Raw genomic sequence first — 22,685 nt, 5'->3', positions numbered from 1 at the left:
GTTCGAATACGCCTTTTATCATTGCTCTGGATAGCGAGATGAAAAGCAGATGTAAATAATGTGTTTTATTTATAACAATAAATTAACTGAGAGGTTTTATCATGATTTCTGCGAGTGCCCTGAACTCAGAACTCATTAATAAAATCGCACAGGATTTTGCGCAGGCCACCAGTCTGGCTGTTGTGGTTGTCAATATTCACGGTGATGAAATTTCTGAGCTTTTTAATTTCACTCCTTTTTGCCAGTTGATGCGCCAGCATCCTCAGCATAGTACACGATGTCGTATGAGCGATCGCTGTGGGGGACTGGAAGCTTCAAAATCCGATCAACCCTGCATTTATCGCTGCCATGCCGGACTTACCGACTTCTCCATTCCGCTGGTCATTGCGGGACATCTGGTCGGGTTTGTCTTATGTGGTCAGGTGCGCCTAAGCAATGACGTGGGGCTGGTGGATATTCTGAACGTGGACGACCGTTGGCAAGCCGATCCCGAACTGGTGAGTGAATTTCGTAATGTACCGGAAATGGACTATTCGCGGGTTATTGCTTCCGCGGATTTGCTAAAGCTCATTGTAGAAAATTGTCTTAAAAAACAACTGAATTTCGTCGTAATCAAAGACAATCCGCAGCAGTCAGAACCGGTACGCGCTAACCGCAGTACCAATCCGCATGACAGTAAAATGAAGAAAGCCTTGCGCTATATTGATGCGCATTTATCAGACGAGCTGCGTCTGGAAGATGTTGCCTCTCACGTTTATCTCAGTCCTTACTATTTCAGCAAATTGTTCAAAAAATATCAGGGGATAGGGTTTAACGCATGGGTAAATCAACAGCGAATGGCAAGTGCCAAAGAGTTGCTTTGTCATAGCGACTGGAGCATCGCCAGTATTGCGCGAAATTTAGGCTTTTCACAAACCAGTTATTTTTGCAAAGTATTCCGTCAAACGTACCAGGTTACGCCGCAGGCTTTCCGTCAGCAAATAAATGTCACCTCATCTGAAGAGACAGCTTAAATAGCAATAATTTGCTATTGCCGATTTTTGATATCGTACGCTATGTCAGTCATTATAAAATGAAAAATAACTACAGCAGTCAATAAATTGTCATAGCGCAACAAAATAATAGTATTTGAGGGATAAACTGCACCAGTTTTTATTTTTGTGATGAGATACAGTGTCTGTGTGAAAGACTTTCTTTATTCTTTAATGACGCTTTCATTCAAAAAATGAACATATGAATAAACGGGTTGAGGCCATAACATTGGTTGAATGTACCCGGCAAGATATTAAATTGAATTATTGTCATGAGGTCGTGAATTTGCCTCAAGACACAGAGCCAAATTAAATCGGCTCTTGAACTGACAGGTTTGCCACATTTGTGGTAGGGAAGGGGGTGAGAATCCCCCGCAGCCCCCGCTGCTGTGATGCTGACGACCCCGTATAGACCACTGATCGCAAGATTGGGAAGGACGGGCGAGGACGACGCTAAGCCAGAAGACCTGCCTGTCGGTGACTACCAACAACTTCGGTGGGAAGTGGGTTGCGCAGATGCATACAGTCGAGAGACTGGGTATCTATACACCCCTACCACCCTGAACAGGATCAGGGTATGGCGGCCAGTTTTCACGCATTTGTTCTTGCAGGTACCGGTAGCGGCTGTGGCAAAACCACGGTGACGCTGGGCTTGTTGAGCCTGATGAAAAAGCGCGGTTTACGCGTCCAGCCATGCAAAGTCGGTCCTGATTACCTTGATACTGGCTGGCACACCGCGGTGTGCGGCACGGCTTCCCGTAATCTTGATAGCTTCATGCTACCCACCTCTACACTGAATGCCTTATTTTGCGAGCAGATGCAGCACGCGGATATTGCCGTTATCGAAGGCGTTATGGGGTTGTATGACGGCTATGGTACAGACCCTGATTACTGCAGTACTGCGGCGATGGCGAAACAGTTAGGTTGCCCGGTCATCTTGCTGGTTGATGGTAAGGCGGTTTCCACTTCGATAGCCGCCACGGTGATGGGATTCCAGCATTTTGATCCCAGTCTGAACATTGCAGGCGTGATTGTTAATCGGGTCAACAGCGAAACACATTACCAGCTACTCAAAGTTGCCATTGAGCGTTACTGCTCCGTGCCTGTATTAGGCTACGTTCCCCGCATGGAGGGCGTCGCGCTTCCTGAACGTCATCTGGGTTTAGTTACCGCTCGTGAGTCAGTTATCAACCAGCAGCCGTGGCAGGATTTTGCCGCGACGCTGGAACAGACGCTGGATATCGACGCGTTGTTGGCATTAAGCCAGTTAAACACCCTTCCTGTTGGCGAATGGCCCGCGCTACCGGCAGCAGACGCAGGAGCAGGGTTAACGCTGGCCATCGCCGATGACGAAGCGTTCAACTTTTACTATCCGGACAATATTACGCTGCTGGAGCGCACGGGCCTCAATATTGTTCGTTTTAGCCCGCTGCATGATACCTGTTTACCAGACTGTCAGATGATTTGGTTAGGCGGCGGATATCCGGAACTGCATGCTGCGGCCCTGGCCCGTAATGTCACCATGCTGGAGCAACTGCGAGCGGCGCATCAGCGTGGCGTCGCTATTTATGCAGAGTGCGGAGGGTTGATGTATCTCGGTAGCTCGCTGGAGGACAGCAACGGCGATTGCTGGCTAATGGCGGATATCATTCCTGGGCACAGCAAAATGGGCAAACGGCTGACCCGGTTTGGCTACTGCGAGGCACAAGCCACACAGCAAACATTACTGGCAACGGCCGATGAAGTCCTGCGCGGGCATGAATTCCACTATTCCGACTTTACCCCTGAAACCCCGGCGGTGATGAATTGCCGCAAGGTGCGTGATGGCAAAACGCTGCAAGCCTGGTCCGGCGGCTGGCAGGTCGGAAACACCTTCGCCAGTTATCTGCACGTTCATTTTGCCCAGCGCCCCGAAATGCTCAATCACTGGCTGGCCGCTGCGAGGAATGCGCTATGACGATACTCGCATGGTGCGTTGCCTGGCTGCTGGATTTTATCATTGGTGATCCGCAGAACTGGCCTCACCCGGTGCGCTGGATTGGCAATCTGATTTCTGCCGTGCAACGCGTTGTTCGTCGTTACTGCCATAGCGACCGCGCGCTTCGCATTGGTGGTGCAGTGATGTGGATTGTGGTGGTTGGACTGACCTGGGCTGTGTCCTGGGGGGTACTGGCGCTGGCGCAATCAATTCATCCCTGGTTTGGTTGGGTCGTTGAGGTGTGGATGATTTTCACTGTGCTGGCGGGGCGTTGTCTGGCAAATGCTGCGCTGGATGTAGAGCGTCCATTGCGTGCCAATAATCTTGCCGAAAGTCGGGAAAAACTCTCCTGGATTGTGGGACGTGATACCTCACAGCTGCAACCAAAACAGATCAACCGCGCCGTGGTGGAAACCGTGGCGGAAAACACCGTTGACGGCATCATCGCGCCGTTGTTCTTCCTCTTACTGGGCGGTGCGCCACTGGCGATGGCCTACAAAGCGGTGAATACCCTCGATTCAATGGTGGGGTACAAACATGAAAAGTACCGTGCTATCGGCATGGTCAGCGCCCGTCTGGACGATGTCGCTAACTTTATTCCGGCAAGACTGAGCTGGCTGTTGCTGGGTGTGGCGGCGTTTTTATGCCGCCAGGACGGCGTACGCGCTTTGCAGATTGGCTGGCGTGATCGCTACAACCATAGCAGTCCAAACTGCGCATGGTCGGAAGCTGCTGTGGCCGGCGCATTAGGTATTCGCCTGGGGGGACCCAATGACTACTTCGGCGAGCGCGTTGAAAAACCGTGGATTGGCGATCAACAACGAGACATTTCTGTAGACGACATTTCCCAAACGATTCGATTGATGTGGGTAGCATCGACCCTGGCACTGGCGCTTTTTATTGCGCTGCGCTGGCTGTGGCTCGGTGTCGCCTGAGGACAACAAAATGCACTATATCCAGCAGCCTCAAGCAATTGAGGCCAAAAGTTTCGACATCATTGGTGAGATTATCAGTGAAACCCGCCCGGACTATCAGTTTGCCAGTCCGTTGCATGAAGCCATCATCAAGCGGGTGATCCACACCACCGCGGATTTCGACTGGCTGGACATTCTGTGGTTTTCCAGCGATGTGCTGGAACAGTTTTGCGCTGCATTGAGTCGTCCGAGCGTGATTTATACCGATACCACGATGGCGCTTTCCGGGATCAACAAAAACCTGCTGGCAAAATTCGGTGGCGAATGCCGCTGTTACATCAGCGACCCACGTGTGGTGCGGGCAGCAAAAGAACAGGGGATCACTCGTTCAATGGCTGCAGTCGACATTGCCGTGAAGGAAGAGGGCGAAAAACTGTTTGTCTTTGGCAACGCGCCAACCGCGTTGTTCCGACTGCTGGAACATGATGCACCTGTCAGCGGTGTGGTTGGCGTACCGGTAGGATTTGTTGGCGCGGCGGAGTCGAAGGACGCACTGACACAAAGTCATCTGCCCGCCATTGTCGCATTAGGTCGCAAAGGTGGCAGTAACGTCGCCGCCGCTATCGTCAACGCCATGCTTTATCACATGCAGGGGGTGCGATGAGCGACCAGTCCTTCGACACGCCAGTGTGGCACAACGGTAAAGCGCTGCGTAAAGGATACACCACGGGATCGTGTGCGACGGCGGCGGCAAAAGTCGCTGCGTTGATGGTGCTGCGCCAGCATCTGATCCATCAGGTTTCCATTGTGACGCCTTCCGGGGTGACGTTATGCCTGAACGTGGAGTCACCGCATATCGAAGGGCAGCAGGCGATTGCCGCCATCCGCAAAGATGGTGGCGATGATGTGGACGCCACGCATGGGATGCTGATCTTTGCCCGCGTGACGTTAGACGATAGCAAAGAGATCGTCTTACAGGGCGGTGAAGGTGTCGGTACGGTGACCCGTAAAGGGATTGGTTTGCCGGTGGGCAGTTCGGCGATTAACCGGACACCTCGTCAGACCATTGAGTCCGCAGTACGTGAAGCGATTGGACCAAATCGCGGGGCAAAAATTGAGATTTTTGCGCCTGAAGGTGAAGAACGGGCGCAAAAAACCTACAACTCGCGGCTGGGGATTCTGGGCGGTATTTCGATCATTGGTACCACGGGCATTGTTACGCCGATGTCAGAAGAGAGCTGGAAACGTTCGCTATCGCTGGAGCTGGAGATCAAACGCGCGGCAGGGCTGGATCGCGTAGTACTGGTACCGGGTAATCACGGCGAACGTTTTGTGCGTGAGCAAATGGGGATCGACACACAGGTTGTGGTCACTATGAGCAACTTTGTCGGTTACATGATTGAAGAAGCGGTACGCCTGGGATTCCGCCAGATCGTGCTGGTCGGCCACCCCGGCAAACTTATCAAAATCGCGGCAGGGATCTTCCATACCCACAGTCATATCGCTGATGCCCGCATGGAAACGCTGGTGGCTCACCTCGCATTACTTGGCGCGCCGTTGGAACTGCTGACGCTGGTCAGCGACTGCGATACCACCGAGGCGGCGATGGAACACATCGAAGCGTATGGTTTCCAGCACATTTATGACCATCTGGCCAGGCGCATCTGTATGCGCGTCCTGCAAACGTTGCGTTTTACCAAAAATCCCCCGACCTGCGACGCCATCATGTTCTCTTTTGATAACCAGGTGCTGGGGAGCAATCGCCCGATCACCGAGATCGCTGAGGAGATGCAATGTTAACCGTTGTAGGGATGGGACCCGCAGGGTTGCATTTGATGACGCCGGTGGCGCGCGATGCGGTTGCAATGGCCGATGTGCTGATCGGTGGCAAGCGACATCTGCAGCAGTTCCCGGATTTTGCCGGTGAGCGGTTTGCTCTTGGCGCCAATATTCCAGAGCTATTGAACTGGATAGGCGAACATCAGGCGCAAAACGTGGTGGTGCTGGCATCCGGCGACCCGCTGTTCTACGGCATTGGCACGCGGATGGTGGCGCATTTTGGTATTGAAAATGTGCGCATTATTCCCGGCATTAGCGCGGTGCAGTATCTGTGTGCGCAAGCGGGTATTGATATGAACGACATGTGGCTCACCAGTAGCCATGGTCGCAGTGTCTGTTTTGATGAACTGGCGCGACATAACAAGGTTGCGATGGTGACCGACGCGCTGTGTGGTCCGCGTGAAATTGCACAGCAGTTGGTTGCCAGAGGCAAAGGACATCGCTGGATGGTGATTGGCGAAAACCTGGCGATGGACAATGAGCGTATCCACTGCCTGCCTGTGAGCAAAATTACAGCCGACTATGACATGAATGCAGTGGTGATACTCGATGAAAGATGAGCTTTTTCTACGTGGAGAGAAAGTGCCGATGACCAAAGAAGCGGTACGCGCACTTGCCCTCTCAAAACTTGAATTACACCGCGCCAGTCACCTGATTGATATTGGTGCCGGAACCGGCAGCGTGTCGATAGAAGCCGCGCTGCAATACCCAGGATTACGCGTGACGGCAATTGAGCGTAATCCGGATGCGCTCAGGCTGCTGGACGAAAACCGTCAGCATTTTGCCTGCGCAAATATCGACATTTTTCCAGGTATCGCGCCGATGACTATCGCGGAAAAAGCCGATGCCATTTTTATGGGCGGCAGCGGCGGCCATCTGACCGAACTGATTGACTGGTCAATGCGTCAATTGCATCCCGCAGGGCGGTTGGTGATGACATTTATCCTTCAGGAAAACCTCAACACCGCGCTGGCTCATCTGGACCGTCCTGGCGTACAGGGTGTGGATTGCCTGCAACTGCAGGTTTCCTCACTTACCACGCTGGGTAGTGGTCACTATTTCAAACCGAATAACCCCGTATTTGTTATCGCCTGTCAGAAGGAAGGAACCCATGTCTGAGATTTTTGATCCCCGTAGTGTGTGGTTTGTTGGCGCAGGTCCTGGCGATCGCGAGCTGATTACCCTCAAAGGGTACCGGTTGCTCCAGCAGGCACAGGTAGTTATCTATGCCGGATCGCTGATTAACACTGAATTACTGGAATATTGCCCGGCCGGAGCGGAATGTCATGACAGCGCCGAACTGCATCTGGAGCAGATCCTTGATCTGATGGAAGCGGGTGTGAAAGCCGGTAAAACCGTCGTGCGTTTGCAAACCGGTGATGTTTCCTTATATGGCTCCGTGCGTGAGCAAGGCGAAGAGTTGACTAAACGCGGGATCGACTGGCAGGTGGTGCCTGGCGTTAGCGCATTCCTGGGCGCGGCTGCGGAGTTGGGCGTCGAGTATACCGTACCGGAAGTGTCGCAGAGTTTGATCATTACCCGTCTGGAAGGTCGCACGCCGGTACCGGAACGTGAACAACTGGAGTCGTTTGCCAGTCACCAGACATCGATGGCGATTTATCTTTCCGTCCAACGTATCCACCGGGTTGCTGAGCGTCTGATTGAAGGCGGTTACCCGGCGGCCACGCCAGTGGCGGTGATCTACAAGGCAACCTGGCCGGAAAGTCAGACCGTGCGTGGTACCCTGGCAGATATTGGCGACAAAGTTCGCGACGCAGGGATCCGTAAAACGGCGCTCATTCTGGTCGGTAATTTCCTGGGCTCGGAGTATCACTACTCCAAACTCTATGCGGCGGATTTTAGCCATGAATACCGTAAAGCCTGAATCACTTGCGCTATTTTGCCTGACCCCCGGCGGCGTTGTGCTTGCTAAACGTCTGGCGGCGATGCTGCCGGTAACCTGTTTTACCAGTGAAAAGCTGCTGGAGGAGGGGTTTATTCCCTTCGAAAACGGCTTTGCTAATACCGCCCGCGAAGCGTTTGCGAATTACTCGGCGCTGATTTTTATCGGGGCGACCGGCATTGCGGTGCGCGTGCTGGCCCCGCTGGTCAACGACAAATTTTGCGATCCGGCAGTGGTGGTCATTGATGAACGTGCCCAGCATGTCATTAGCCTGCTCTCCGGTCATGCGGGAGGAGCTAATGCTCTGGCGCGTTATCTGGCGGGGATGCTGGGGGCCGACCCGGTCATTACCACCGCGACGGATGTTAACGATATGGCGGCGCTGGACACGCTGGCGTTTCAGTTAAATGCCCGTATGAATGATTTCCGCTCGGCGGTCAAAATTGTTAACCAGATGCTGGTCAGCAACAAACGGGTTGGTCTGTGGTGGGACGACGAACTGGCACAGGACGTCAGCCATTGCGACCGCCGTGGATTTATCACGGTGACCGACCTCAATCAGCTTCCTGAACTGGATGCGCTGATTTGTATTACCTTGCGCAACAATCTGCCTGAGCTGCCAGTTGTGCACTGGAAGCTGGTACCGCAGCGAGTGGTTGCCGGAATTGGCTGTCGTCGGGATACGCCGTTTCCACTGTTAGCAGCGCTACTGGCACGTCAACTCGAAGCACAGCGCTTCGACCCGCTGGCGTTAAAAGCCATTGGCAGCATCACGCTGAAAAAAGACGAACAAGGGCTTATCCAGTTGGCCTCCTGTTGCCGCGTGCCTTTCGAAACCTTTACCGCTGACGCGCTGCGTGAGCATGAACACCGTTTTCCGGCCTCATCGTTTGTTCGCAAAACGGTGGGTACAGGAAGCGTTTCCGGTCCTGCAGCCTGGCTGCTGAGCCACGGACAACTGTTAGGCGAGACCCTGCGAGAACAGGGCGTCACGATCACTTTGGGAGTTTCACACTGATGTTAAGCGTAATTGGAATTGGCCCTGGCTCGCAGGCAATGATGACCATGGAAGCCGTTGAAGCATTGCAGGCAGCGGAAATCATCGTGGGTTATAAAACCTACACCCATCTGGTAAAAGCGTTCACAGGCGACAAGCAGGTGATCAAAACCGGGATGTGCAAAGAGATTGAACGCTGTCAGGCAGCGATCGAACTGGCGCAGGCGGGTCACAACGTGGCGTTGATCAGCAGCGGTGACGCTGGGATTTATGGTATGGCCGGGCTGGTACTCGAACTGGTCAGCAAGCAAAAGCTGGACGTTGAGGTCCGGTTGATACCTGGCATGACCGCAAGTATTGCCGCCGCTTCTTTGCTGGGTGCGCCGCTAATGCACGACTTCTGCCACATCAGCTTAAGCGATCTGTTAACGCCATGGCCGGTTATCGAAAAACGCATTATTGCTGCCGGTGAAGCTGACTTCGTTATCTGTTTCTACAACCCACGCAGCCGGGGTCGCGAAGGACATCTGGCGCGTGCATTTGAACTGCTTTCCGCCAGCAAGAGCGCACAAACGCCGGTTGGTATTGTGAAGTCAGCCGGACGTAAAAAGCAGGAAAAATGGCTGACCACGCTCGGTGATATGGATTTTGAACCGGTGGATATGACCAGTCTGGTGATCGTGGGCAATAAAACAACCTATGTTCAGGACGGCCTGATGATCACGCCACGAGGTTATGTGCTGTGAATTATGGTGATGTGCTGGTCATGGGCGGCACCAGCGACGCGCGCATGCTGTGCCAGCAACTGGATGCGGCAAACGTGGCTTACACCCTGTCAGTTGCGACCCCGACGGGAAAGCAGCTTGCGGGAGACATCAAAGGTCAGGTGCGCTGCGGGCGTCTGGAACGTGAGCAAATGATTGCCTGGCTTCAGGAAAATCGGACGCGCTGGGTGATCGATGCCTCGCATCCTTACGCCGAGGTGGTGAGCCGCAACATCATGAATGCCTGCGAAGCGGCGGGCGTACTGCTGAGTCGCTATCAGCGCCCTGAACAGTTAAGCGGTTTAACCCACCCGCACTTGTATACCGTACAGAGCATTCAGCAAGCCAGCGAGGTTGCGCGGCGCTTCGGTGACCGCGTGCTGCTGACGACCGGCAGTAAAGATCTGGCCATCTGGCGCGAAGAGTTGCCTGAAAAAACGTTGCTGGCGCGCGTCCTGCCTGTACCCGAAGTCATTCAGCAATGCGCGGACCTGGGATTTGGCGTCGGTGAGATCTTTGCGCTGTGCGGACCGTTTAGCGCCGAGTTCAACGCTGCGTTTTATCGCCAGTGTCAGGCTGATGTGGTGATCACTAAGGCATCAGGCGCGGAAGGGGGTTATCAGGAAAAAGTGCAACCCTGTCTGGATGCCGGTATCCCCTGCATCGTGATTACACGCCCGGCACCGTTGGTGACGGGAGAAGAATTACTGGAAAGTCAGGCTGCCTTTGCGGCGCGTTTAACGCGCTGGCTGGCCGCGGCTTAAGGAGTTAGAGATGAAAAAGGCGCTTCTGGTGGTCAGCTTTGGCACCAGCTATCACGACACCTGCGAGAAGAATATTGTGGCCTGTGAGCGCGATCTTGCAGCCAGTTGCCCTGACCGCGACCTGTTCCGGGCGTTTACCTCAGGGATGATTATCCGCAAGCTCAAGCAGCGGGACGGCATTGAAATCGACACGCCGCTGCAGGCGCTGCAAAAGCTGGCGGAGCAGGGGTATCAGGATGTCGCGATTCAGTCGCTGCACATCATCAACGGCGACGAATACGAAAAAATTGTCCGCGAAGTACAAAGTATGCGCCCGCTGTTTTCTCGCCTGACGCTGGGTGTACCACTACTGAGCAGCGTTGAAGATTACGCACAGCTGATGCTGGCGCTGCAACAGCAGATGCCGGCGCTTGGCGAAAATGAAAAAGTGGTCTTTATGGGGCACGGGGCCAGCCATCACGCCTTTGCTGCCTATGCCTGTCTTGACCACATGATGACGGCGCAGCGCTTCCCGGCTCGCGTAGGTGCAGTGGAAAGCTACCCGGAAGTTGAGGTGCTGATCGAAAGCTTAGGTCAGGAAGGCGTGACGGCGGTTCATCTAATGCCGCTAATGCTGGTTGCAGGCGACCACGCTATCAATGATATGGCCTCCGATGAAGAGGATTCGTGGAAAACGTTGTTTAACGCAGCAGGCATTCCAGCTACGCCATGGCTCAGCGGTCTGGGTGAGAATCCGGCGGTTCGTGCCATGTTCGTCGCCCATTTACAGCAAGCGCTGAACGTAGCGTTGGAGGAAGCAGCATGAGTGGCAAATTGTATGCACTGAGCACCGGGCCTGGTGCTGCCGATCTGATAACCGTGCGCGCAGCACGCACGCTTGGGGCGCTGGATATTCTTTATGCGCCAGCCGGGCGTAAAGGTGGCGATAGTCTGGCGTTGTCGATTGTGCGGGAGTATATCGGTGAGCAGACCGAGGTTCGCTGCTGCCATTTCCCGATGAGTGCCGACAGTGCTGAAAAAGAGGCCGTCTGGGATGAGGTCGCTGCTGCGTTGGTACAGGAAGTGGAAGCGGGTAAACAGGTAGGTTTTATTACCCTCGGCGACGCCATGCTGTTCAGCACCTGGGTCTTTTTACTGCAGCGCATTGGTTCGCCTGACTGGTTAGAAATTGTCCCGGGCGTGACCTCTTTCGCTGCGATTGCCGCGCGTTCGAAAACTCCGCTCGCCATGGAGCAACAATCGCTGGCAGTGGTCTCCTGTACCGCGCCGGAAGCTGAAATTCAGCAGGCGTTAAAGCAGCATGACAGCCTGGTGCTGATGAAAGTGTACGGTCGTTTTGCGCGCATCAAAGCGCTGCTGCAACAAGAAGGCTTGTTGGACTGTGCACTGATGATGTCTGAAGCCACGCTGCCGGGCGAGCAGTGCTGGCGCCATCTCGACGAGGTGAGCGACGATCAGCCGCTGCCTTATTTCTCGACCATTCTGGTCAACAAACAGTGGGAGTATGCACAATGAAGCTTGAACAACAGCTAAAACAGCTGTCTTTCAGCGGGTTGGCAGCGGCGCTATTACTGATGATTGTTCCTGAGCAAGCGTTCGCGATGCACATTATGGAAGGTTTTCTGCCGCCAATGTGGGCGCTGGCATGGTGGCTGCTGTTTTTACCCTGCCTGTGGTACGGGCTGGTGCGCCTGCGCCAAATCGTGCAGGAAGATAATCACCAGAAAGTTTTACTGGCACTGTGCGGCGCCTTTATTTTTGTGCTGTCGGCGCTGAAAATTCCTTCCGTTACCGGAAGTTGTTCACACCCTACCGGCGTAGGCCTGGCGGTTATCCTGTTTGGACCAGGCGTAGTGGCCATCCTCGGGGCAATCGTTCTGCTGTTCCAGGCTCTGCTGCTGGCGCACGGTGGTTTGACGACGCTTGGCGCTAACGGTATGTCGATGGCGGTAATCGGCCCGGTTGTTGGGTATATGGTGTGGAAGTTGGCCTGTCGTGCGGGGTTCCGCCGTGATGTTTGCGTCTTCTTGTGCGCGATGCTGGCGGATCTTGTCACCTATTTCGTCACCTCAGTGCAACTGGGCGTGGCGTTCCCGGATCCGTCTGCTGGCGCTACCGGTTCAATCATTAAGTTCATGGGAATTTTCTGTCTGACGCAGATCCCCATCGCGATTGCGGAAGGGTTACTCACCGTGCTGATTTACGATCAGCTAACCAAACGCCAGTTAATAACCGCACAAGGACATTAACGATGAAAAAGACGCTGATTATATTGGGCATGGTAGTAGCGCTGGTGATCCTGCCGTTCTTTATCAATCACGGTGGTGAATACGGCGGCTCGGACGGTGAGGCGGAGAGTCAGATTCAGGCTATTGCCCCGCATTATGAGCCGTGGTTCCAGCCGTTATATGAACCGGCAAGCGGTGAGATTGAAAGCCTGCTGTTTACGCTCCAGGGATCGCTGGGCGCAGCCGTAATTTTCTACATATTGGGTTATACCAAGGGCAGGCAACGTCGTGATGACCGGGCTTGACAGGCTTAGCTATCAAAGCCGCTGGTTTCATGTCTCACCGGTGCGGAAATTTCTGCTCTGGCTAATGATGATGATTCTGGCCTTTACTCTGCCCCCGCTGGGGCAGGGTATCGAGATGTTGCTGATAGCGGCGCTCAGTTGCTGGCTGCTGCGGGTTTCTTTCTGGCGCTGGTGTCGCTGGATGGCGCTACCATTTGGCTTTCTGCTGGTGGGCGTCGTGACGATTTTGTTTAGCGTCAGTCGCGACCCGCATACCTTACTGGCCAGCGTACCCGTGGGCAGCTACTGGTTGGGCGTTAGCGCCCCAGGACTTGTCACCGCCAATGAAACCTTCTGGCGCAGCCTGGCTGCGCTGGCGGCAACGTTCTGGCTGGTGCTGAATTTACCGTTTCCGCAGTTAATTATCCTGCTCAAACGTGCACATGTCCCACGACTGATGACCGAGCTGATTCTGCTGACCTGGCGCTTTATTTTTATCCTGTTAGACGAGGCACTCGCCATTCATCGCGCACAAACGCTGCGTTTTGGTTATCGTAGCTTGCCATTAGGCTATCGCTCGCTGGCGATGCTGGTGGGATTATTGTTTACCCGCGTGTTGATCCGTTATCAGCAAATGACCACCACACTGGATATCAAACTGTATCAGGGTGATTTTCACCTGTAAGGAAAAGTATGCTTGCCACCTCAGCGCTTTGGTTTCGCTACCAGGATGACCCGATTCTCAAAGGGCTAACGCTGGACTTTTCTCAACATGCCGTCACCGGACTGGTGGGGGCCAATGGCTGTGGGAAGTCCACGCTGTTTATGAACCTGAGCGGTTTACTGCGCCCACAACAGGGGGCGGTGATGTGGCAAGGAAAACCACTGGATTACAGCAAGCGCGGCCTGCTGGCGCTACGTCAGCAGGTGGCAACGGTATTTCAGGACCCCGATCAGCAAATCTTTTATACCGACATCGACAGTGACATCGCCTTTAGCCTGCGTAATCTTGGCGTGGACGAGGCTGAAATTGCCCGTCGGGTGGACGATGCCTTGACGCTGGTCGACGCCCAGCATTTTCGCCATCAGCCCATTCAGTGTTTAAGCCACGGGCAAAAAAAACGCGTGGCGATAGCCGGGGCGCTGGTGTTGCAGGCGCAGTATCTGCTGCTGGATGAACCCACCGCCGGTCTCGACCCATCAGGGCGTACGCAGATGATCGAGATTATCAAACGCATTGTGGCGCAAGGAAATCATGTGGTTATTTCCAGCCATGATATTGATCTCATCTATGAAGTCAGCGATGCGGTGTATGTTTTACGTCGCGGAGAAGTGCTGACGCACGGCACGCCGGGGGACGTTTTCGCCCGTACCGATCTTATTGAACAAGCCGGGTTAACTCAGCCATGGCTGGTGAAATTGCACACCGAGCTGGGCTTCCCGCTGTGTAAAACAGAGGCTGAATTTTTTAGTTGTATGCGAGAGAACGCACTGAAGGAGGCGTCATGACGCAGGCGATAATGTTGCAGGGAACGGCATCTGATGTGGGTAAAAGCGTGTTGGTTGCCGGGCTGTGTCGAATTTTTTATCAGGATGGGCTGCGTACCGCGCCGTTCAAATCGCAGAACATGGCGCTGAACTCTGGCATTACGCCAGAGGGAAAAGAAATGGGCCGCGCGCAAATTTTTCAGGCTGAAGCCGCTGGCATTACGCCAGATGTGCGTATGAATCCGGTGCTGCTTAAACCGACCAGCGACCGTAAAGCGCAGGTTGTGCTGGTGGGCAAAGTGGCAACCGATATGGATGCGGTCAGTTACCACGAGTACAAACCGCGTCTGCGGGATCAAATCCTGTCAGTTTATAACAGTCTGGCGCAAGAGTTCGATGTGCTGGTGCTGGAGGGGGCGGGAAGCCCGGCCGAGATTAACCTGCGCGATCGCGATATCGTCAATATGGGCATGGCTGAAATGGCGCAATGTCCTGTCATTTTGGTGGCGGATATCGACCGTGGCGGGGTGTTTGCCTCCATTTACGGCACGCTGGCGCTATTGCACGATCATGAACGCGCCAGGGTCAAAGGGGTGATCATCAATAAATTTCGCGGCGATGTGGCGCTGCTGTATTCCGGTATTGAGCAAATTGAAGCGCTGACCGGGGTGCCGGTACTGGGCGTCATGCCATGGCTGGATGTGGATCTGGAAGATGAAGATGGCGTTGCGCTGCAAAAGGGCAAATATTTGCGCACTGATAAACGCGACATCGACATCGCCGTGGTGCAAATCCCGCACATTTCTAACTTTACTGATTTCAATGCGCTTGCCGCACAGCCGGATGTGCGCGTGCGCTATGTGCGCCAGCCTGAAGAACTGGCGGGGGCCGATCTGGTGATTCTGCCCGGCAGCAAAAATACGCTGGGCGATCTTGTGTGGCTGCGTGAGAGCGGAATGGCGCACGGCGTCGTGCAATTGCATCGTAATAACGTGCCGGTGGTGGGGATTTGCGGCGGCTATCAAATGCTCGGCGATACGATCATCGATGAAGTGGAGTCAGGGCTTGGCACGCTGCCGGGTCTGGGCTTGCTCAATACCGTCACCCATTTTGCCCAGCACAAAACCACCACTCTGGTTGAGGGAAAAATGTCCTCCTCGCTGCCTGACTGGCTGGCGGGCGCGGCGGGGTTATCCGTTCGTGGTTACGAAATCCATATGGGCGAAACGACGTTAACCGAAGAATGCCGGTCGGTGATGACGCTGCGCAAAGACGGAGGCAATGTGGCTGACGGCGCGGTTACGCCGGATGGCCTGGCGTTTGGTACTTATCTTCACGGTCTGTTCGACAGCGATGAATTTACCCGGGCGCTGGTTAATGGCCTGCGCGTACGTAAAGGGTTAGCACCGCTGGATTCCACCTTCCATTACGCGCAATATAAATCGCAGCAGTTTGATCTGCTGGCGGATGCGATGCGGCAACACATCGATATTGAGAAAATTTATACCATCATGCAGCAACACCGGGAGCCCGTATGATGATTCTGGTTACCGGCGGTGCGCGTAGCGGCAAGAGTCGACATGCGGAAGCGCTGATCGCGGATTCTCCAAACGTTTTGTATATCGCGACTTCGCAGATCTTTGATAAGGAGATGGCGGCGCGAATTCAGCATCATCGCGATGGACGCCCTGCGCACTGGCGTACAGCTGAACGCTGGCAACATCTCGATGAACTGATAACGGCAGAAAACGATCCGCAGGAAGCCATTTTGCTGGAGTGCATTACCACGATGGTGACCAATCTGCTGTTTGCACTGGGCGGTGACAGTGACCCGGATAGCTGGGATTACGCGGCGATGGAGCAGTCGATCGAGGATGAGATCCGTTCGCTGATTGCTGCCTGTCAGCGCTGCCCGGCAAAGGTTGTGCTGGTGACCAACGAAGTGGGAATGGGGATTGTTCCGGAGAACCGTCTGGCACGGCATTTTCGCGATATTGCAGGACGCGTGAATCAGCGACTGGCGGCAGCAGCCGATGAGGTCTGGCTGGTGGTATCAGGAATTGGAGTCAAAATTAAATGAGTAAGTTGTTCTGGGCAATGCTCTCTTTTATCAGTCGCTTGCCCGTTCCTGCTCGCTGGTCGCAAGGACTGGATTTCGAGCACTATTCACGTGGCATTGTGATGTTCCCGCTGATTGGCGTGGTGCTGGGCGGGCTTACGGGGCTGGTCTTTATGGCGCTACAGGCCTGGTGCGGTATCCCACTGGCGGCGCTGTTTGCAGTGTTGACCCTGGCGCTGCTGACCGGCGGTTTTCATCTTGATGGCCTGGCGGATACCTGTGACGGTATTTTCTCTGCCCGTCGACGCGAACGGATGCTGGAGATCATGCGCGACAGCCGGCTGGGAACCCACGGCGGACTGGCGCTAATTTTCGTGTTGCTGGCAAAAGTGCTGGTAGTGAGCGAACTGGCTTTGCGTGGCACACCGATGTTGGCGGCGCTTGCTGCGGCTTGTGTCGCCGGGCGGGGCTGTGCTGTTTTGCTGATGTATCGACATCGTTACGCGCGCGAAGAAGGGCTGGGCAACGTCTTTATCGGCAAAGTCTCCGGGCGTCAAACCTGCGTCACGTTGGGATTTGCGGCGATCCTTGCCGCCGTACTACTTCCCGGTATGCGTGGTGTGGCAGCACTGGTCGTTACGTTGGTGGCGATCTTCATTCTTGGGCAGTTATTAAAACGCACGTTAGGTGGGCAAACCGGCGATACGCTGGGTGCGGCCATTGAACTTGGCGAGTTGGTTTTCCTGCTGGCTCTGCTTTGAGTCAGTCAACATACTGGAACCCTTATGCAGACTTTATCCTCTTTACTTCACGCGATCCCTTCTCCCGATAGCGCTGCAATGTTGCGCGCGCAGCAACATATTGATGGCCTGCTTAAGCCGCCGGGAAGTCTTGGGCGACTCGAATCTCTCGCTGTGCAACTGGCCGGTATGCCAGGCCTGAAGGGGGTGCCGCATGTGAATGGCAAAGCGATGCTGGTGATGTGTGCCGATCATGGCGTGTGGGATGAAGGGGTTGCCGTTTCGCCTAAAATCGTCACGGCTATTCAGGCTGCTAATATGACGCGTGGGACGACCGGCGTTTGCGTGCTGGCTGCTCAGGCGGGGGCAAAGGTACATGTGATTGATGTCGGCATCGATGCTGAACTCATTCCCGGCGTGGTGAATATGCGCGTGGCGCGCGGCTGCGGTAATATTGCTCAAGGCCCGGCAATGCGCCGTTCTCAGGCCGAGGAACTGCTGCTGGAAGTTATCCGTTATACCCATGAGCTGGCCAGGGATGGCGTAACGCTGTTTGGCGTCGGTGAACTTGGTATGGCCAATACGACCCCCGCGGCGGCAATCGTCAGCGTATTGACCGGCAGCGATGCCGAGGATGTGGTCGGTATCGGCGCTAACCTGCCGCTCTCGAGGGTAGGCAATAAGGTTGATGTTGTACGGCGAGCCATTGCCGTCAATCAGCCGGATCGCAATGACGGTATTGATGTGCTGGCAAAAGTGGGTGGTTTTGATCTTGTCGGTATGGCGGGGGTGATGTTAGGTGCGGCGTCTTGCGGTCTGCCGGTCATCCTGGATGGTTTCCTGTCTTATTCGGCGGCACTGGCTGCCTGTCAGATAGCGCCGGAGATTAAACCTTATCTGATCCCGTCGCATTTCTCCGCCGAGAAGGGCGCTCGTACTGCACTGGCGCACCTGGAACTGGAGCCGTATCTCAACATGGGAATGCGTTTAGGCGAAGGCAGTGGTGCCGCGCTGGCGATGCCCATTGTTGAAGCGGCCTGCGCGATGTATAGCAATATGGGGCAGTTAGCTGCCAGTAATATTGTATTACCGGATGGCAAAGAAGCGTAGCCGCTCACGACCCCGCTTTATGGCGGGGGTTTTTATGTGCATTCTCGTCGTAACCCCCTAAAACAGATAAAAAAGCTATACTTAATGGATATCTGCTGCGACGAAGGAAAGGAAAAAGATGCGTCGTGTAAAACTGCTGTGTGCTCTTGTTATGCTGCTCGCGAGTCAGGGATCGCAGGCGGTGAGCTACCCATTGCCTCCTGAGGGCAGCCGTCTGGTGGGAAGCCCTTTGACGATAACGATTCCCGCTGGTAATACTCAGCCTCTGGAGGCTTTTGCCGCACAGTATGGACAGGGATTGAGTAATATGCTCGAAGCCAATCCTGGTGTGGACGTATTTCTGCCAAAGTCGGGTTCCACACTGGTGGTGCCACAACAGTTGATATTGCCTGATACCGTACGTGAAGGCATCGTCATCAACGTCGCAGAAATGCGGCTCTACTATTACCCTGAGGGTGCTAATACGGTAGAGGTATTACCTATTGGTATTGGGCAGGCCGGGAGGGAAACTCCGCGCAACTGGGTCACAGCGGTCGAACGTAAACAGGAAGCACCAAGCTGGACGCCCACGGCAAATACCCGGCGGGAGTATGCTGCTCGTGGGGAAAGCTTACCGGCGTTTGTGCCTGCCGGGCCTGACAATCCGATGGGACTGTACGCTATCTATATCGGCAGGTTGTACGCCATCCATGGTACTAATGCCAACTTCGGTATTGGGCTACGCGTGAGCCAGGGCTGCATCCGTCTGCGTAATGACGACATCAAATACCTGTTTGATACTGTGCCAGTTGGCACGCGTGTTCAGATTATTGACCGACCGGTAAAATTCAGCACCGAGCCAGACGGTAGCCATTGGGTTGAGGTTCATGAACCGCTGTCCCGCAATCGCTCCGAATATGAATCTGACAGAAAGGTTCCGCTGCCCATCACCCCCGTTTTGCGTACTTTTATCAGCGGGAATGACGTGGATGTGAATCGTGGGAATCAGGCGCTGGAACGCCGTTCCGGGATGCCGGTGAATATCAGTCTGGTGCAGACACATTAGCGATGCCACTACGCGGCTCTTTCTTAGCCCTGACTATGGTGGGCCGCTTTTTTAAGCTGATACTGACCCATTTTCACAAAACCGATATGGTCCGCCATCAACTGAGCTTCGTGCTCGCTGTGGGTAACCAGCAGCGCGGTCTGGCCAGCAGCGCGTAAAATATCCCGAACCTCATTACCAAGGCGCTCGCGTGTGCGCTTATCCAGGCTGGAGAAGGGCTCATCCAGCAGTAAAATTTCTGGGTGTGGCGCCAGCGCGCGGGCTAACGCGATGCGCTGCTGCTGCCCGCCAGAAAGTTCATGAGGGTAATGGTTAGCATGACTGTGCAATTCCACCATTTTCAACAGCTCCGTCACTCTGGCCTGTTGCGCTTCACGTGGCATACGCCGTAAACCGAAGGCGATGTTTTGTTGTGCGGTCAGATGGGGAAATAAGGCGTATTCCTGAAAGACCATGCCGACATGACGTTTTTCCGGGGGCAAATGAACGCCGGGGCCAGCGATACGCCGCTCTGAGACATAGATCTCTCCACACTGCAGTCGTTCAAAACCGGCAACTGCACGCAACACCGTTGTTTTCCCACAGCCTGAAGCGCCAAGCAGACAGGCAATTTCTCCTTTGCGTACCGACATTGAGAATCCGCTCAGGACCGGTTGCTGGCTGTTGCCGTAGGCAACGTGCACGTCCTGGAGTCGTAATGCGATTTCTGACATTGTTGCTCTCTTAACCACGGCGAGTCATCTGGTGACGCACCAACAATATAACGGGCAGTGTACCTGCTAAAACAATCATTAGCGCGGCGATAGCACCTTCTTCATAGGTCCCGCGGGCCGCTTCTGCATACAGCAGAGTGGCCAGCGTTTCGAAATTTACCGGGCGCAACAGCAGCGTTGTTGGCAGTTCTTTCATCGCATCGGCAAAAACCAGCAATGCGCTGCTCACTAATGCCGGACGCAGTAACGGAAAATGAACGCGGGCAAATGTTCCGGCACCGTTTTCGCCGAGCAATCGTGAAGCCTGTTCGAGTGACGGCGGGATGCGGCCCAGACCGGAGTCCAGCGCGCCGATGGCAATTGCCTGGAAACGCATCGCGCAGCAAATGACCAACAAAATACCGCCAGACATCAGCGGTAACCCGCGAATATCCAGTAAGTCGGCCAGCCAACGATCGACAGCCATCGCTGGGGGCAAAAAACCAATCGCCAGAATCGTTCCGGGCACCGCATAACCGAGGGAGGCCAGACGCATCACGCCACGACGAAAGCCAGGCATCGCGTTGTCTGCTGCGCTATGGCGTGCGCTCCAGGCCACCAGCAAGCTGACGCAAATTACCACCAGCGTGGTGCCTGCTGCCAGCAAGAGCGTATTTTGTAATGCTGAAAGCAACGAGGCGGAAAGGGGGCTCGTGTCCCCTAAGCGTTTGGTACTTTCCCACATCAAAAAGAGAACCGGGGCCACAAAGCCCAATATAACCGGTAGTGAAATGACCGCGCCGAGTAGCCAGCCACGCCAGCCGGGCACGCGAGTGGGTTGGATTTCCCGCAGGCTGCGGCTGCTGAATCCTTGCTTTCTGCGTCCGTAAAATTCCAGCGTCAGAATGAAGAAGATAAACATCAGCATCATGCAGGCGATTTGTGCGGCGGCGGATAAATCAGAGCGAGAGATCCACGTGGTGTAGACGGTAACGGTTAACGTTTGTACGCCGAGGAACTCCGATGCACCAATATCGTTGAGCGTTTCCAGAAGTGCCAGGCTGATGCCGACAGCCAGTGCCGGGCGCGCCATTGGCAGGGCGACCCGGAAGAACGTCCCGGCAGCGCTGCATCCCAGCGTACGGGCAGCCTCAAGTAAATGGGCCGGTTGACTGATAAAGGTGGCGCGGGTCGTCAGGTAGACGTAAGGATAGAGCACTAAACCGAGCAAAATAATCGCGCCGGAAAGCGAACGCAAATCCGGTAGCCGGAACTGCCGTGGACTGTCAAAGCCCAGCAGGAAGCGGATAAAGGTTTGCAGAGGGCCAATCGGATGCAGTAGATCGAGCCAGGCAAAGGCGACGATGTAGGTTGGCATCGCCAGCGGCAGCAGCAACGCCCAACTGAGGATCTTACGTCCAGGAAAGTCCCATGCTGTGATGGCCCAGGCGCTGCCTACGCCAATCACGCCAACCAGCACGGCCACACCGGCTAACAGCAGTACGGTATTTTTTAATGCTGCAGGCAGCACAAACGTAATGAGATTGTCCCAGTGCGATAAATCCGACTGGGTAGCTTGCCAGATAAGCGCAATGATGGGAGTCAGGACGCCAAGCGCAATGCAAAGCGCCCCAAGGTGCAACGGCGTTAATAATGACTGCGGCCCGGAAACCAGGCCGCGTAACGTCGGAAACTGTAGAAGTTTATTGATCGAATCCAACTTTATCTACCAGCAGACTTGCTTGTTTACGGTATTTCACGATTTCGGTTAACGGAATTTTATCGACATCGATCTCACCAATTGTGGCGTTGATCACCGGATCGAGAGTGACACCTTTCAGTACCGGGTATTCGAAGTTCGCTTTTGCGTACTGCTGCTGGGCAGGTGCGGAAACCAGATATTCCATCAACTTAACGGCATCGGCTTTATTGGGGGCATAGCGTGCTACTGCCGCGCCGCTGATATTGACGTGCGTGCCGCCATTTTCAAAGGTTGGCTTAACGACTTTAATTGCATCGCCCCACTGACGTGCATCGCTGCCTTCTTTGGCGTTTTTCATATGGCCGACGTAATAGGAGTTCGCCAGGCCAATATCGCAAATACCCCCGAGGATATCGCGGGCAACGTCACGGTCGCCGCCAGTCGCTTTACGTGCCAGATTCGCTTTCACGCCACGCAGCCATTCTTCCGTTTTTGCTTCGCCGTGATGGGCAATCATCGCGGCGATCAGCGCCGTATTGTACGGATGCTGACCGGAACGAATACAAACCTTACCTTTGTACTCGGGGCTGGCGAGCTGTTCGTAATGCCAGTTATCGATTGGCATTGACTTCTCGGCGTACAACACTCGCGCACGCATTGACAGCGCAAACCACTGATTATCCGCACCGCGGAGATTGGCCGGAATAGCCGCTTTCAGTGCTTCTGACTCCACGGGTTGTGTCACACCCGCTTCGACTAAATCGATAAGGTTCCCGGCGTCAACGGTCATCAGCAGGTCGGCAGGGGAGTTTTTACCTTCCGCTTTAACACGCTCAAGCATGCCGTCCTTGATATAGACCGTGCTGACTTTTATACCGCTGGTTTTCGTCCAGCTATCAAGCAGGGGCTGAATCAGGCCCGGTTCACGGGTGGTATACAGCGTTAACGCATCCTGGGCGAAAGCCGGCAGGCTGACAGAGAGGACGAGAGCAGAAGCAAGCGTGATACGGCGCAGTCCAGTGCGAGGCAGAGCATTCATCGTTTATATCCCAGCGTAATTGGAACGTACAGTGACCCGGGCAGGGGCTCATTTTTTGCCTGCGTACAATAAATGATAATCACTAGCAATTACAATCATTGCAAAGTG

General features: G+C 54.6%; 25 protein-coding genes and 1 riboswitch. Of the genes, 22 read left to right on the top strand and 3 right to left on the bottom strand.

Features of this window, described 5'->3' with window-relative positions; genetic code table 11:
• Positions 1-101: 101 nt before the first annotated feature.
• From pocR to ldtA, 22 genes are all read left to right on the top strand, one after another.
• Positions 102-1,013, top strand: coding sequence for a regulatory protein PocR (gene pocR, locus G8S19_RS13710; RefSeq protein WP_048211991.1), 912 nt, complete (start codon positions 102-104; stop codon positions 1,011-1,013).
• Positions 1,014-1,345: 332 nt separating this feature from the next.
• Positions 1,346-1,521: riboswitch (cobalamin riboswitch) on the top strand.
• An 87-nt stretch (positions 1,522-1,608) separates the two neighbouring features.
• Positions 1,609-2,988 carry a cobyrinate a,c-diamide synthase gene (locus G8S19_RS13705; RefSeq protein ID WP_124021646.1) on the top strand — a complete coding sequence of 460 codons (1,380 nt, stop codon included), beginning with the start codon at positions 1,609-1,611 and terminating at the stop codon, positions 2,986-2,988.
• On the top strand, positions 2,985-3,944 hold the full coding sequence (gene cbiB, locus G8S19_RS13700; RefSeq protein WP_121584490.1) for an adenosylcobinamide-phosphate synthase CbiB: 960 nt from the start codon (positions 2,985-2,987) through the stop codon (positions 3,942-3,944). The genes G8S19_RS13705 and cbiB overlap by 4 nt, the downstream gene beginning before the upstream one ends.
• Positions 3,945-3,954: 10 nt before the next feature.
• Positions 3,955-4,587 carry a cobalt-precorrin-8 methylmutase gene (locus G8S19_RS13695; RefSeq protein WP_061067716.1) on the top strand — a complete coding sequence of 211 codons (633 nt, stop codon included), beginning with the start codon at positions 3,955-3,957 and terminating at the stop codon, positions 4,585-4,587.
• Positions 4,584-5,723 carry a cobalt-precorrin-5B (C(1))-methyltransferase CbiD gene (cbiD, locus tag G8S19_RS13690; RefSeq protein ID WP_253685382.1) on the top strand — a complete coding sequence of 380 codons (1,140 nt, stop codon included), beginning with the start codon at positions 4,584-4,586 and terminating at the stop codon, positions 5,721-5,723. The genes G8S19_RS13695 and cbiD overlap by 4 nt, the downstream gene beginning before the upstream one ends.
• A complete protein-coding gene (locus tag G8S19_RS13685; protein WP_048211986.1) occupies positions 5,717-6,322 on the top strand; it encodes a cobalt-precorrin-7 (C(5))-methyltransferase in 606 nt (201 codons plus the stop codon). Before cbiD ends, G8S19_RS13685 begins: the two co-directional genes overlap by 7 nt.
• Positions 6,312-6,881: a decarboxylating cobalt-precorrin-6B (C(15))-methyltransferase gene (locus tag G8S19_RS13680; RefSeq protein WP_048211985.1), complete on the top strand. Its 570-nt coding sequence runs from the start codon at positions 6,312-6,314 to the stop codon at positions 6,879-6,881. Before G8S19_RS13685 ends, G8S19_RS13680 begins: the two co-directional genes overlap by 11 nt.
• A complete protein-coding gene (locus G8S19_RS13675) occupies positions 6,874-7,647 on the top strand; it encodes a cobalt-precorrin-4 methyltransferase (protein ID WP_005123046.1) in 774 nt (257 codons plus the stop codon). Before G8S19_RS13680 ends, G8S19_RS13675 begins: the two co-directional genes overlap by 8 nt.
• Positions 7,628-8,683: a cobalt-precorrin 5A hydrolase gene (gene cbiG, locus G8S19_RS13670; RefSeq protein WP_061067717.1), complete on the top strand. Its 1,056-nt coding sequence runs from the start codon at positions 7,628-7,630 to the stop codon at positions 8,681-8,683. Before G8S19_RS13675 ends, cbiG begins: the two co-directional genes overlap by 20 nt.
• On the top strand, positions 8,683-9,408 hold the full coding sequence (locus tag G8S19_RS13665; protein WP_048211983.1) for a precorrin-3B C(17)-methyltransferase: 726 nt from the start codon (positions 8,683-8,685) through the stop codon (positions 9,406-9,408). The genes cbiG and G8S19_RS13665 overlap by 1 nt, the downstream gene beginning before the upstream one ends.
• On the top strand, positions 9,405-10,190 hold the full coding sequence (locus G8S19_RS13660; protein ID WP_048211982.1) for a cobalt-precorrin-6A reductase: 786 nt from the start codon (positions 9,405-9,407) through the stop codon (positions 10,188-10,190). The genes G8S19_RS13665 and G8S19_RS13660 overlap by 4 nt, the downstream gene beginning before the upstream one ends.
• A gap of 10 nt (positions 10,191-10,200) precedes the next feature.
• Positions 10,201-10,995 (top strand): sirohydrochlorin cobaltochelatase, encoded by a 795-nt coding sequence (locus G8S19_RS13655; RefSeq protein WP_048211981.1) that lies wholly within the window; start codon positions 10,201-10,203, stop codon positions 10,993-10,995.
• A complete protein-coding gene (locus tag G8S19_RS13650; RefSeq protein WP_005123035.1) occupies positions 10,992-11,705 on the top strand; it encodes a cobalt-factor II C(20)-methyltransferase in 714 nt (237 codons plus the stop codon). Before G8S19_RS13655 ends, G8S19_RS13650 begins: the two co-directional genes overlap by 4 nt.
• Entirely contained in the window at positions 11,702-12,439 is a 738-nt protein-coding gene (gene cbiM, locus G8S19_RS13645; RefSeq protein ID WP_048211980.1) for a cobalt ECF transporter S component CbiM, read from the top strand. Before G8S19_RS13650 ends, cbiM begins: the two co-directional genes overlap by 4 nt.
• Positions 12,440-12,441: 2 nt before the next feature.
• Complete coding sequence (locus tag G8S19_RS13640; RefSeq protein ID WP_003030289.1) at positions 12,442-12,723, top strand: energy-coupling factor ABC transporter substrate-binding protein; 282 nt, start codon at positions 12,442-12,444, stop codon at positions 12,721-12,723.
• Positions 12,710-13,387 (top strand): energy-coupling factor ABC transporter transmembrane protein, encoded by a 678-nt coding sequence (locus G8S19_RS13635; RefSeq protein WP_048211979.1) that lies wholly within the window; start codon positions 12,710-12,712, stop codon positions 13,385-13,387. The genes G8S19_RS13640 and G8S19_RS13635 overlap by 14 nt, the downstream gene beginning before the upstream one ends.
• An 8-nt stretch (positions 13,388-13,395) precedes the next feature.
• Entirely contained in the window at positions 13,396-14,211 is an 816-nt protein-coding gene (locus G8S19_RS13630; RefSeq protein WP_061067720.1) for an energy-coupling factor ABC transporter ATP-binding protein, read from the top strand.
• Positions 14,208-15,728 (top strand): cobyric acid synthase, encoded by a 1,521-nt coding sequence (locus G8S19_RS13625; protein ID WP_253685380.1) that lies wholly within the window; start codon positions 14,208-14,210, stop codon positions 15,726-15,728. The genes G8S19_RS13630 and G8S19_RS13625 overlap by 4 nt, the downstream gene beginning before the upstream one ends.
• Positions 15,725-16,270 (top strand): bifunctional adenosylcobinamide kinase/adenosylcobinamide-phosphate guanylyltransferase, encoded by a 546-nt coding sequence (cobU, locus tag G8S19_RS13620; protein WP_048211976.1) that lies wholly within the window; start codon positions 15,725-15,727, stop codon positions 16,268-16,270. The genes G8S19_RS13625 and cobU overlap by 4 nt, the downstream gene beginning before the upstream one ends.
• Positions 16,267-17,010, top strand: coding sequence for an adenosylcobinamide-GDP ribazoletransferase (gene cobS, locus G8S19_RS13615; protein ID WP_061067722.1), 744 nt, complete (start codon positions 16,267-16,269; stop codon positions 17,008-17,010). Before cobU ends, cobS begins: the two co-directional genes overlap by 4 nt.
• A gap of 24 nt (positions 17,011-17,034) precedes the next feature.
• Positions 17,035-18,099 (top strand): nicotinate-nucleotide--dimethylbenzimidazole phosphoribosyltransferase, encoded by a 1,065-nt coding sequence (gene cobT, locus G8S19_RS13610; protein WP_048211974.1) that lies wholly within the window; start codon positions 17,035-17,037, stop codon positions 18,097-18,099.
• Positions 18,100-18,217: 118 nt separating this feature from the next.
• The gene (ldtA, locus tag G8S19_RS13605) at positions 18,218-19,144 is read left to right on the top strand and encodes a L,D-transpeptidase (protein WP_048211973.1); all 927 of its coding nucleotides are present in this window, start codon (positions 18,218-18,220) and stop codon (positions 19,142-19,144) included.
• 23 nt (positions 19,145-19,167) lie between these two features.
• On the opposite strand, the gene G8S19_RS13600 is transcribed toward ldtA, so the two are convergent.
• Genes G8S19_RS13600 through G8S19_RS13590 form a run of 3 tightly spaced genes read right to left on the bottom strand, consistent with a single transcriptional unit; the run spans position 19,168 to position 22,577 of the window.
• Positions 19,168-19,857 (bottom strand): ABC transporter ATP-binding protein, encoded by a 690-nt coding sequence (locus G8S19_RS13600; RefSeq protein ID WP_048211972.1) that lies wholly within the window; start codon positions 19,855-19,857, stop codon positions 19,168-19,170.
• Positions 19,858-19,867: 10 nt separating this feature from the next.
• Entirely contained in the window at positions 19,868-21,556 is a 1,689-nt protein-coding gene (locus tag G8S19_RS13595; RefSeq protein ID WP_253685378.1) for an iron ABC transporter permease, read from the bottom strand.
• On the bottom strand, positions 21,540-22,577 hold the full coding sequence (locus tag G8S19_RS13590; RefSeq protein WP_048211970.1) for an extracellular solute-binding protein: 1,038 nt from the start codon (positions 22,575-22,577) through the stop codon (positions 21,540-21,542). Before G8S19_RS13590 ends, G8S19_RS13595 begins: the two co-directional genes overlap by 17 nt.
• Positions 22,578-22,685 lie beyond the last annotated feature (108 nt).

This window comes from Citrobacter sp. SX206, from assembly GCF_024181025.1.
Lineage (GTDB): Bacteria > Pseudomonadota > Gammaproteobacteria > Enterobacterales > Enterobacteriaceae > Citrobacter > Citrobacter youngae.
This window is presented reverse-complemented; position numbering and strand designations above follow the sequence as displayed.

What these genes read in the sequence shown, in the direction of transcription:
- G8S19_RS13655 (WP_048211981.1), top strand. Translation starts at nt 10,201, where the DNA reads ATGAAAAAGGCGCTTCTGGTGGTCAGCTTTGGCACCAGCTATCACGAC.
- cbiG (WP_061067717.1), top strand. Translation starts at nt 7,628, where the DNA reads ATGAATACCGTAAAGCCTGAATCACTTGCGCTATTTTGCCTGACCCCC.
- cobU (WP_048211976.1), top strand. Translation starts at nt 15,725, where the DNA reads ATGATGATTCTGGTTACCGGCGGTGCGCGTAGCGGCAAGAGTCGACAT.
- cbiB (WP_121584490.1), top strand. Translation starts at nt 2,985, where the DNA reads ATGACGATACTCGCATGGTGCGTTGCCTGGCTGCTGGATTTTATCATT.
- G8S19_RS13695 (WP_061067716.1), top strand. Translation starts at nt 3,955, where the DNA reads ATGCACTATATCCAGCAGCCTCAAGCAATTGAGGCCAAAAGTTTCGAC.
- G8S19_RS13675 (WP_005123046.1), top strand. Translation starts at nt 6,874, where the DNA reads ATGTCTGAGATTTTTGATCCCCGTAGTGTGTGGTTTGTTGGCGCAGGT.
- G8S19_RS13640 (WP_003030289.1), top strand. Translation starts at nt 12,442, where the DNA reads ATGAAAAAGACGCTGATTATATTGGGCATGGTAGTAGCGCTGGTGATC.
- pocR (WP_048211991.1), top strand. Translation starts at nt 102, where the DNA reads ATGATTTCTGCGAGTGCCCTGAACTCAGAACTCATTAATAAAATCGCA.
- G8S19_RS13705 (WP_124021646.1), top strand. Translation starts at nt 1,609, where the DNA reads ATGGCGGCCAGTTTTCACGCATTTGTTCTTGCAGGTACCGGTAGCGGC.
- G8S19_RS13600 (WP_048211972.1), bottom strand. Translation starts at nt 19,857, where the DNA reads ATGTCAGAAATCGCATTACGACTCCAGGACGTGCACGTTGCCTACGGC.
- cobS (WP_061067722.1), top strand. Translation starts at nt 16,267, where the DNA reads ATGAGTAAGTTGTTCTGGGCAATGCTCTCTTTTATCAGTCGCTTGCCC.
- G8S19_RS13665 (WP_048211983.1), top strand. Translation starts at nt 8,683, where the DNA reads ATGTTAAGCGTAATTGGAATTGGCCCTGGCTCGCAGGCAATGATGACC.
- G8S19_RS13630 (WP_061067720.1), top strand. Translation starts at nt 13,396, where the DNA reads ATGCTTGCCACCTCAGCGCTTTGGTTTCGCTACCAGGATGACCCGATT.
- G8S19_RS13680 (WP_048211985.1), top strand. Translation starts at nt 6,312, where the DNA reads ATGAAAGATGAGCTTTTTCTACGTGGAGAGAAAGTGCCGATGACCAAA.
- ldtA (WP_048211973.1), top strand. Translation starts at nt 18,218, where the DNA reads ATGCGTCGTGTAAAACTGCTGTGTGCTCTTGTTATGCTGCTCGCGAGT.
- G8S19_RS13635 (WP_048211979.1), top strand. Translation starts at nt 12,710, where the DNA reads ATGACCGGGCTTGACAGGCTTAGCTATCAAAGCCGCTGGTTTCATGTC.
- G8S19_RS13650 (WP_005123035.1), top strand. Translation starts at nt 10,992, where the DNA reads ATGAGTGGCAAATTGTATGCACTGAGCACCGGGCCTGGTGCTGCCGAT.
- cbiM (WP_048211980.1), top strand. Translation starts at nt 11,702, where the DNA reads ATGAAGCTTGAACAACAGCTAAAACAGCTGTCTTTCAGCGGGTTGGCA.
- G8S19_RS13590 (WP_048211970.1), bottom strand. Translation starts at nt 22,577, where the DNA reads ATGAATGCTCTGCCTCGCACTGGACTGCGCCGTATCACGCTTGCTTCT.
- G8S19_RS13625 (WP_253685380.1), top strand. Translation starts at nt 14,208, where the DNA reads ATGACGCAGGCGATAATGTTGCAGGGAACGGCATCTGATGTGGGTAAA.
- cbiD (WP_253685382.1), top strand. Translation starts at nt 4,584, where the DNA reads ATGAGCGACCAGTCCTTCGACACGCCAGTGTGGCACAACGGTAAAGCG.
- cobT (WP_048211974.1), top strand. Translation starts at nt 17,035, where the DNA reads ATGCAGACTTTATCCTCTTTACTTCACGCGATCCCTTCTCCCGATAGC.
- G8S19_RS13685 (WP_048211986.1), top strand. Translation starts at nt 5,717, where the DNA reads ATGTTAACCGTTGTAGGGATGGGACCCGCAGGGTTGCATTTGATGACG.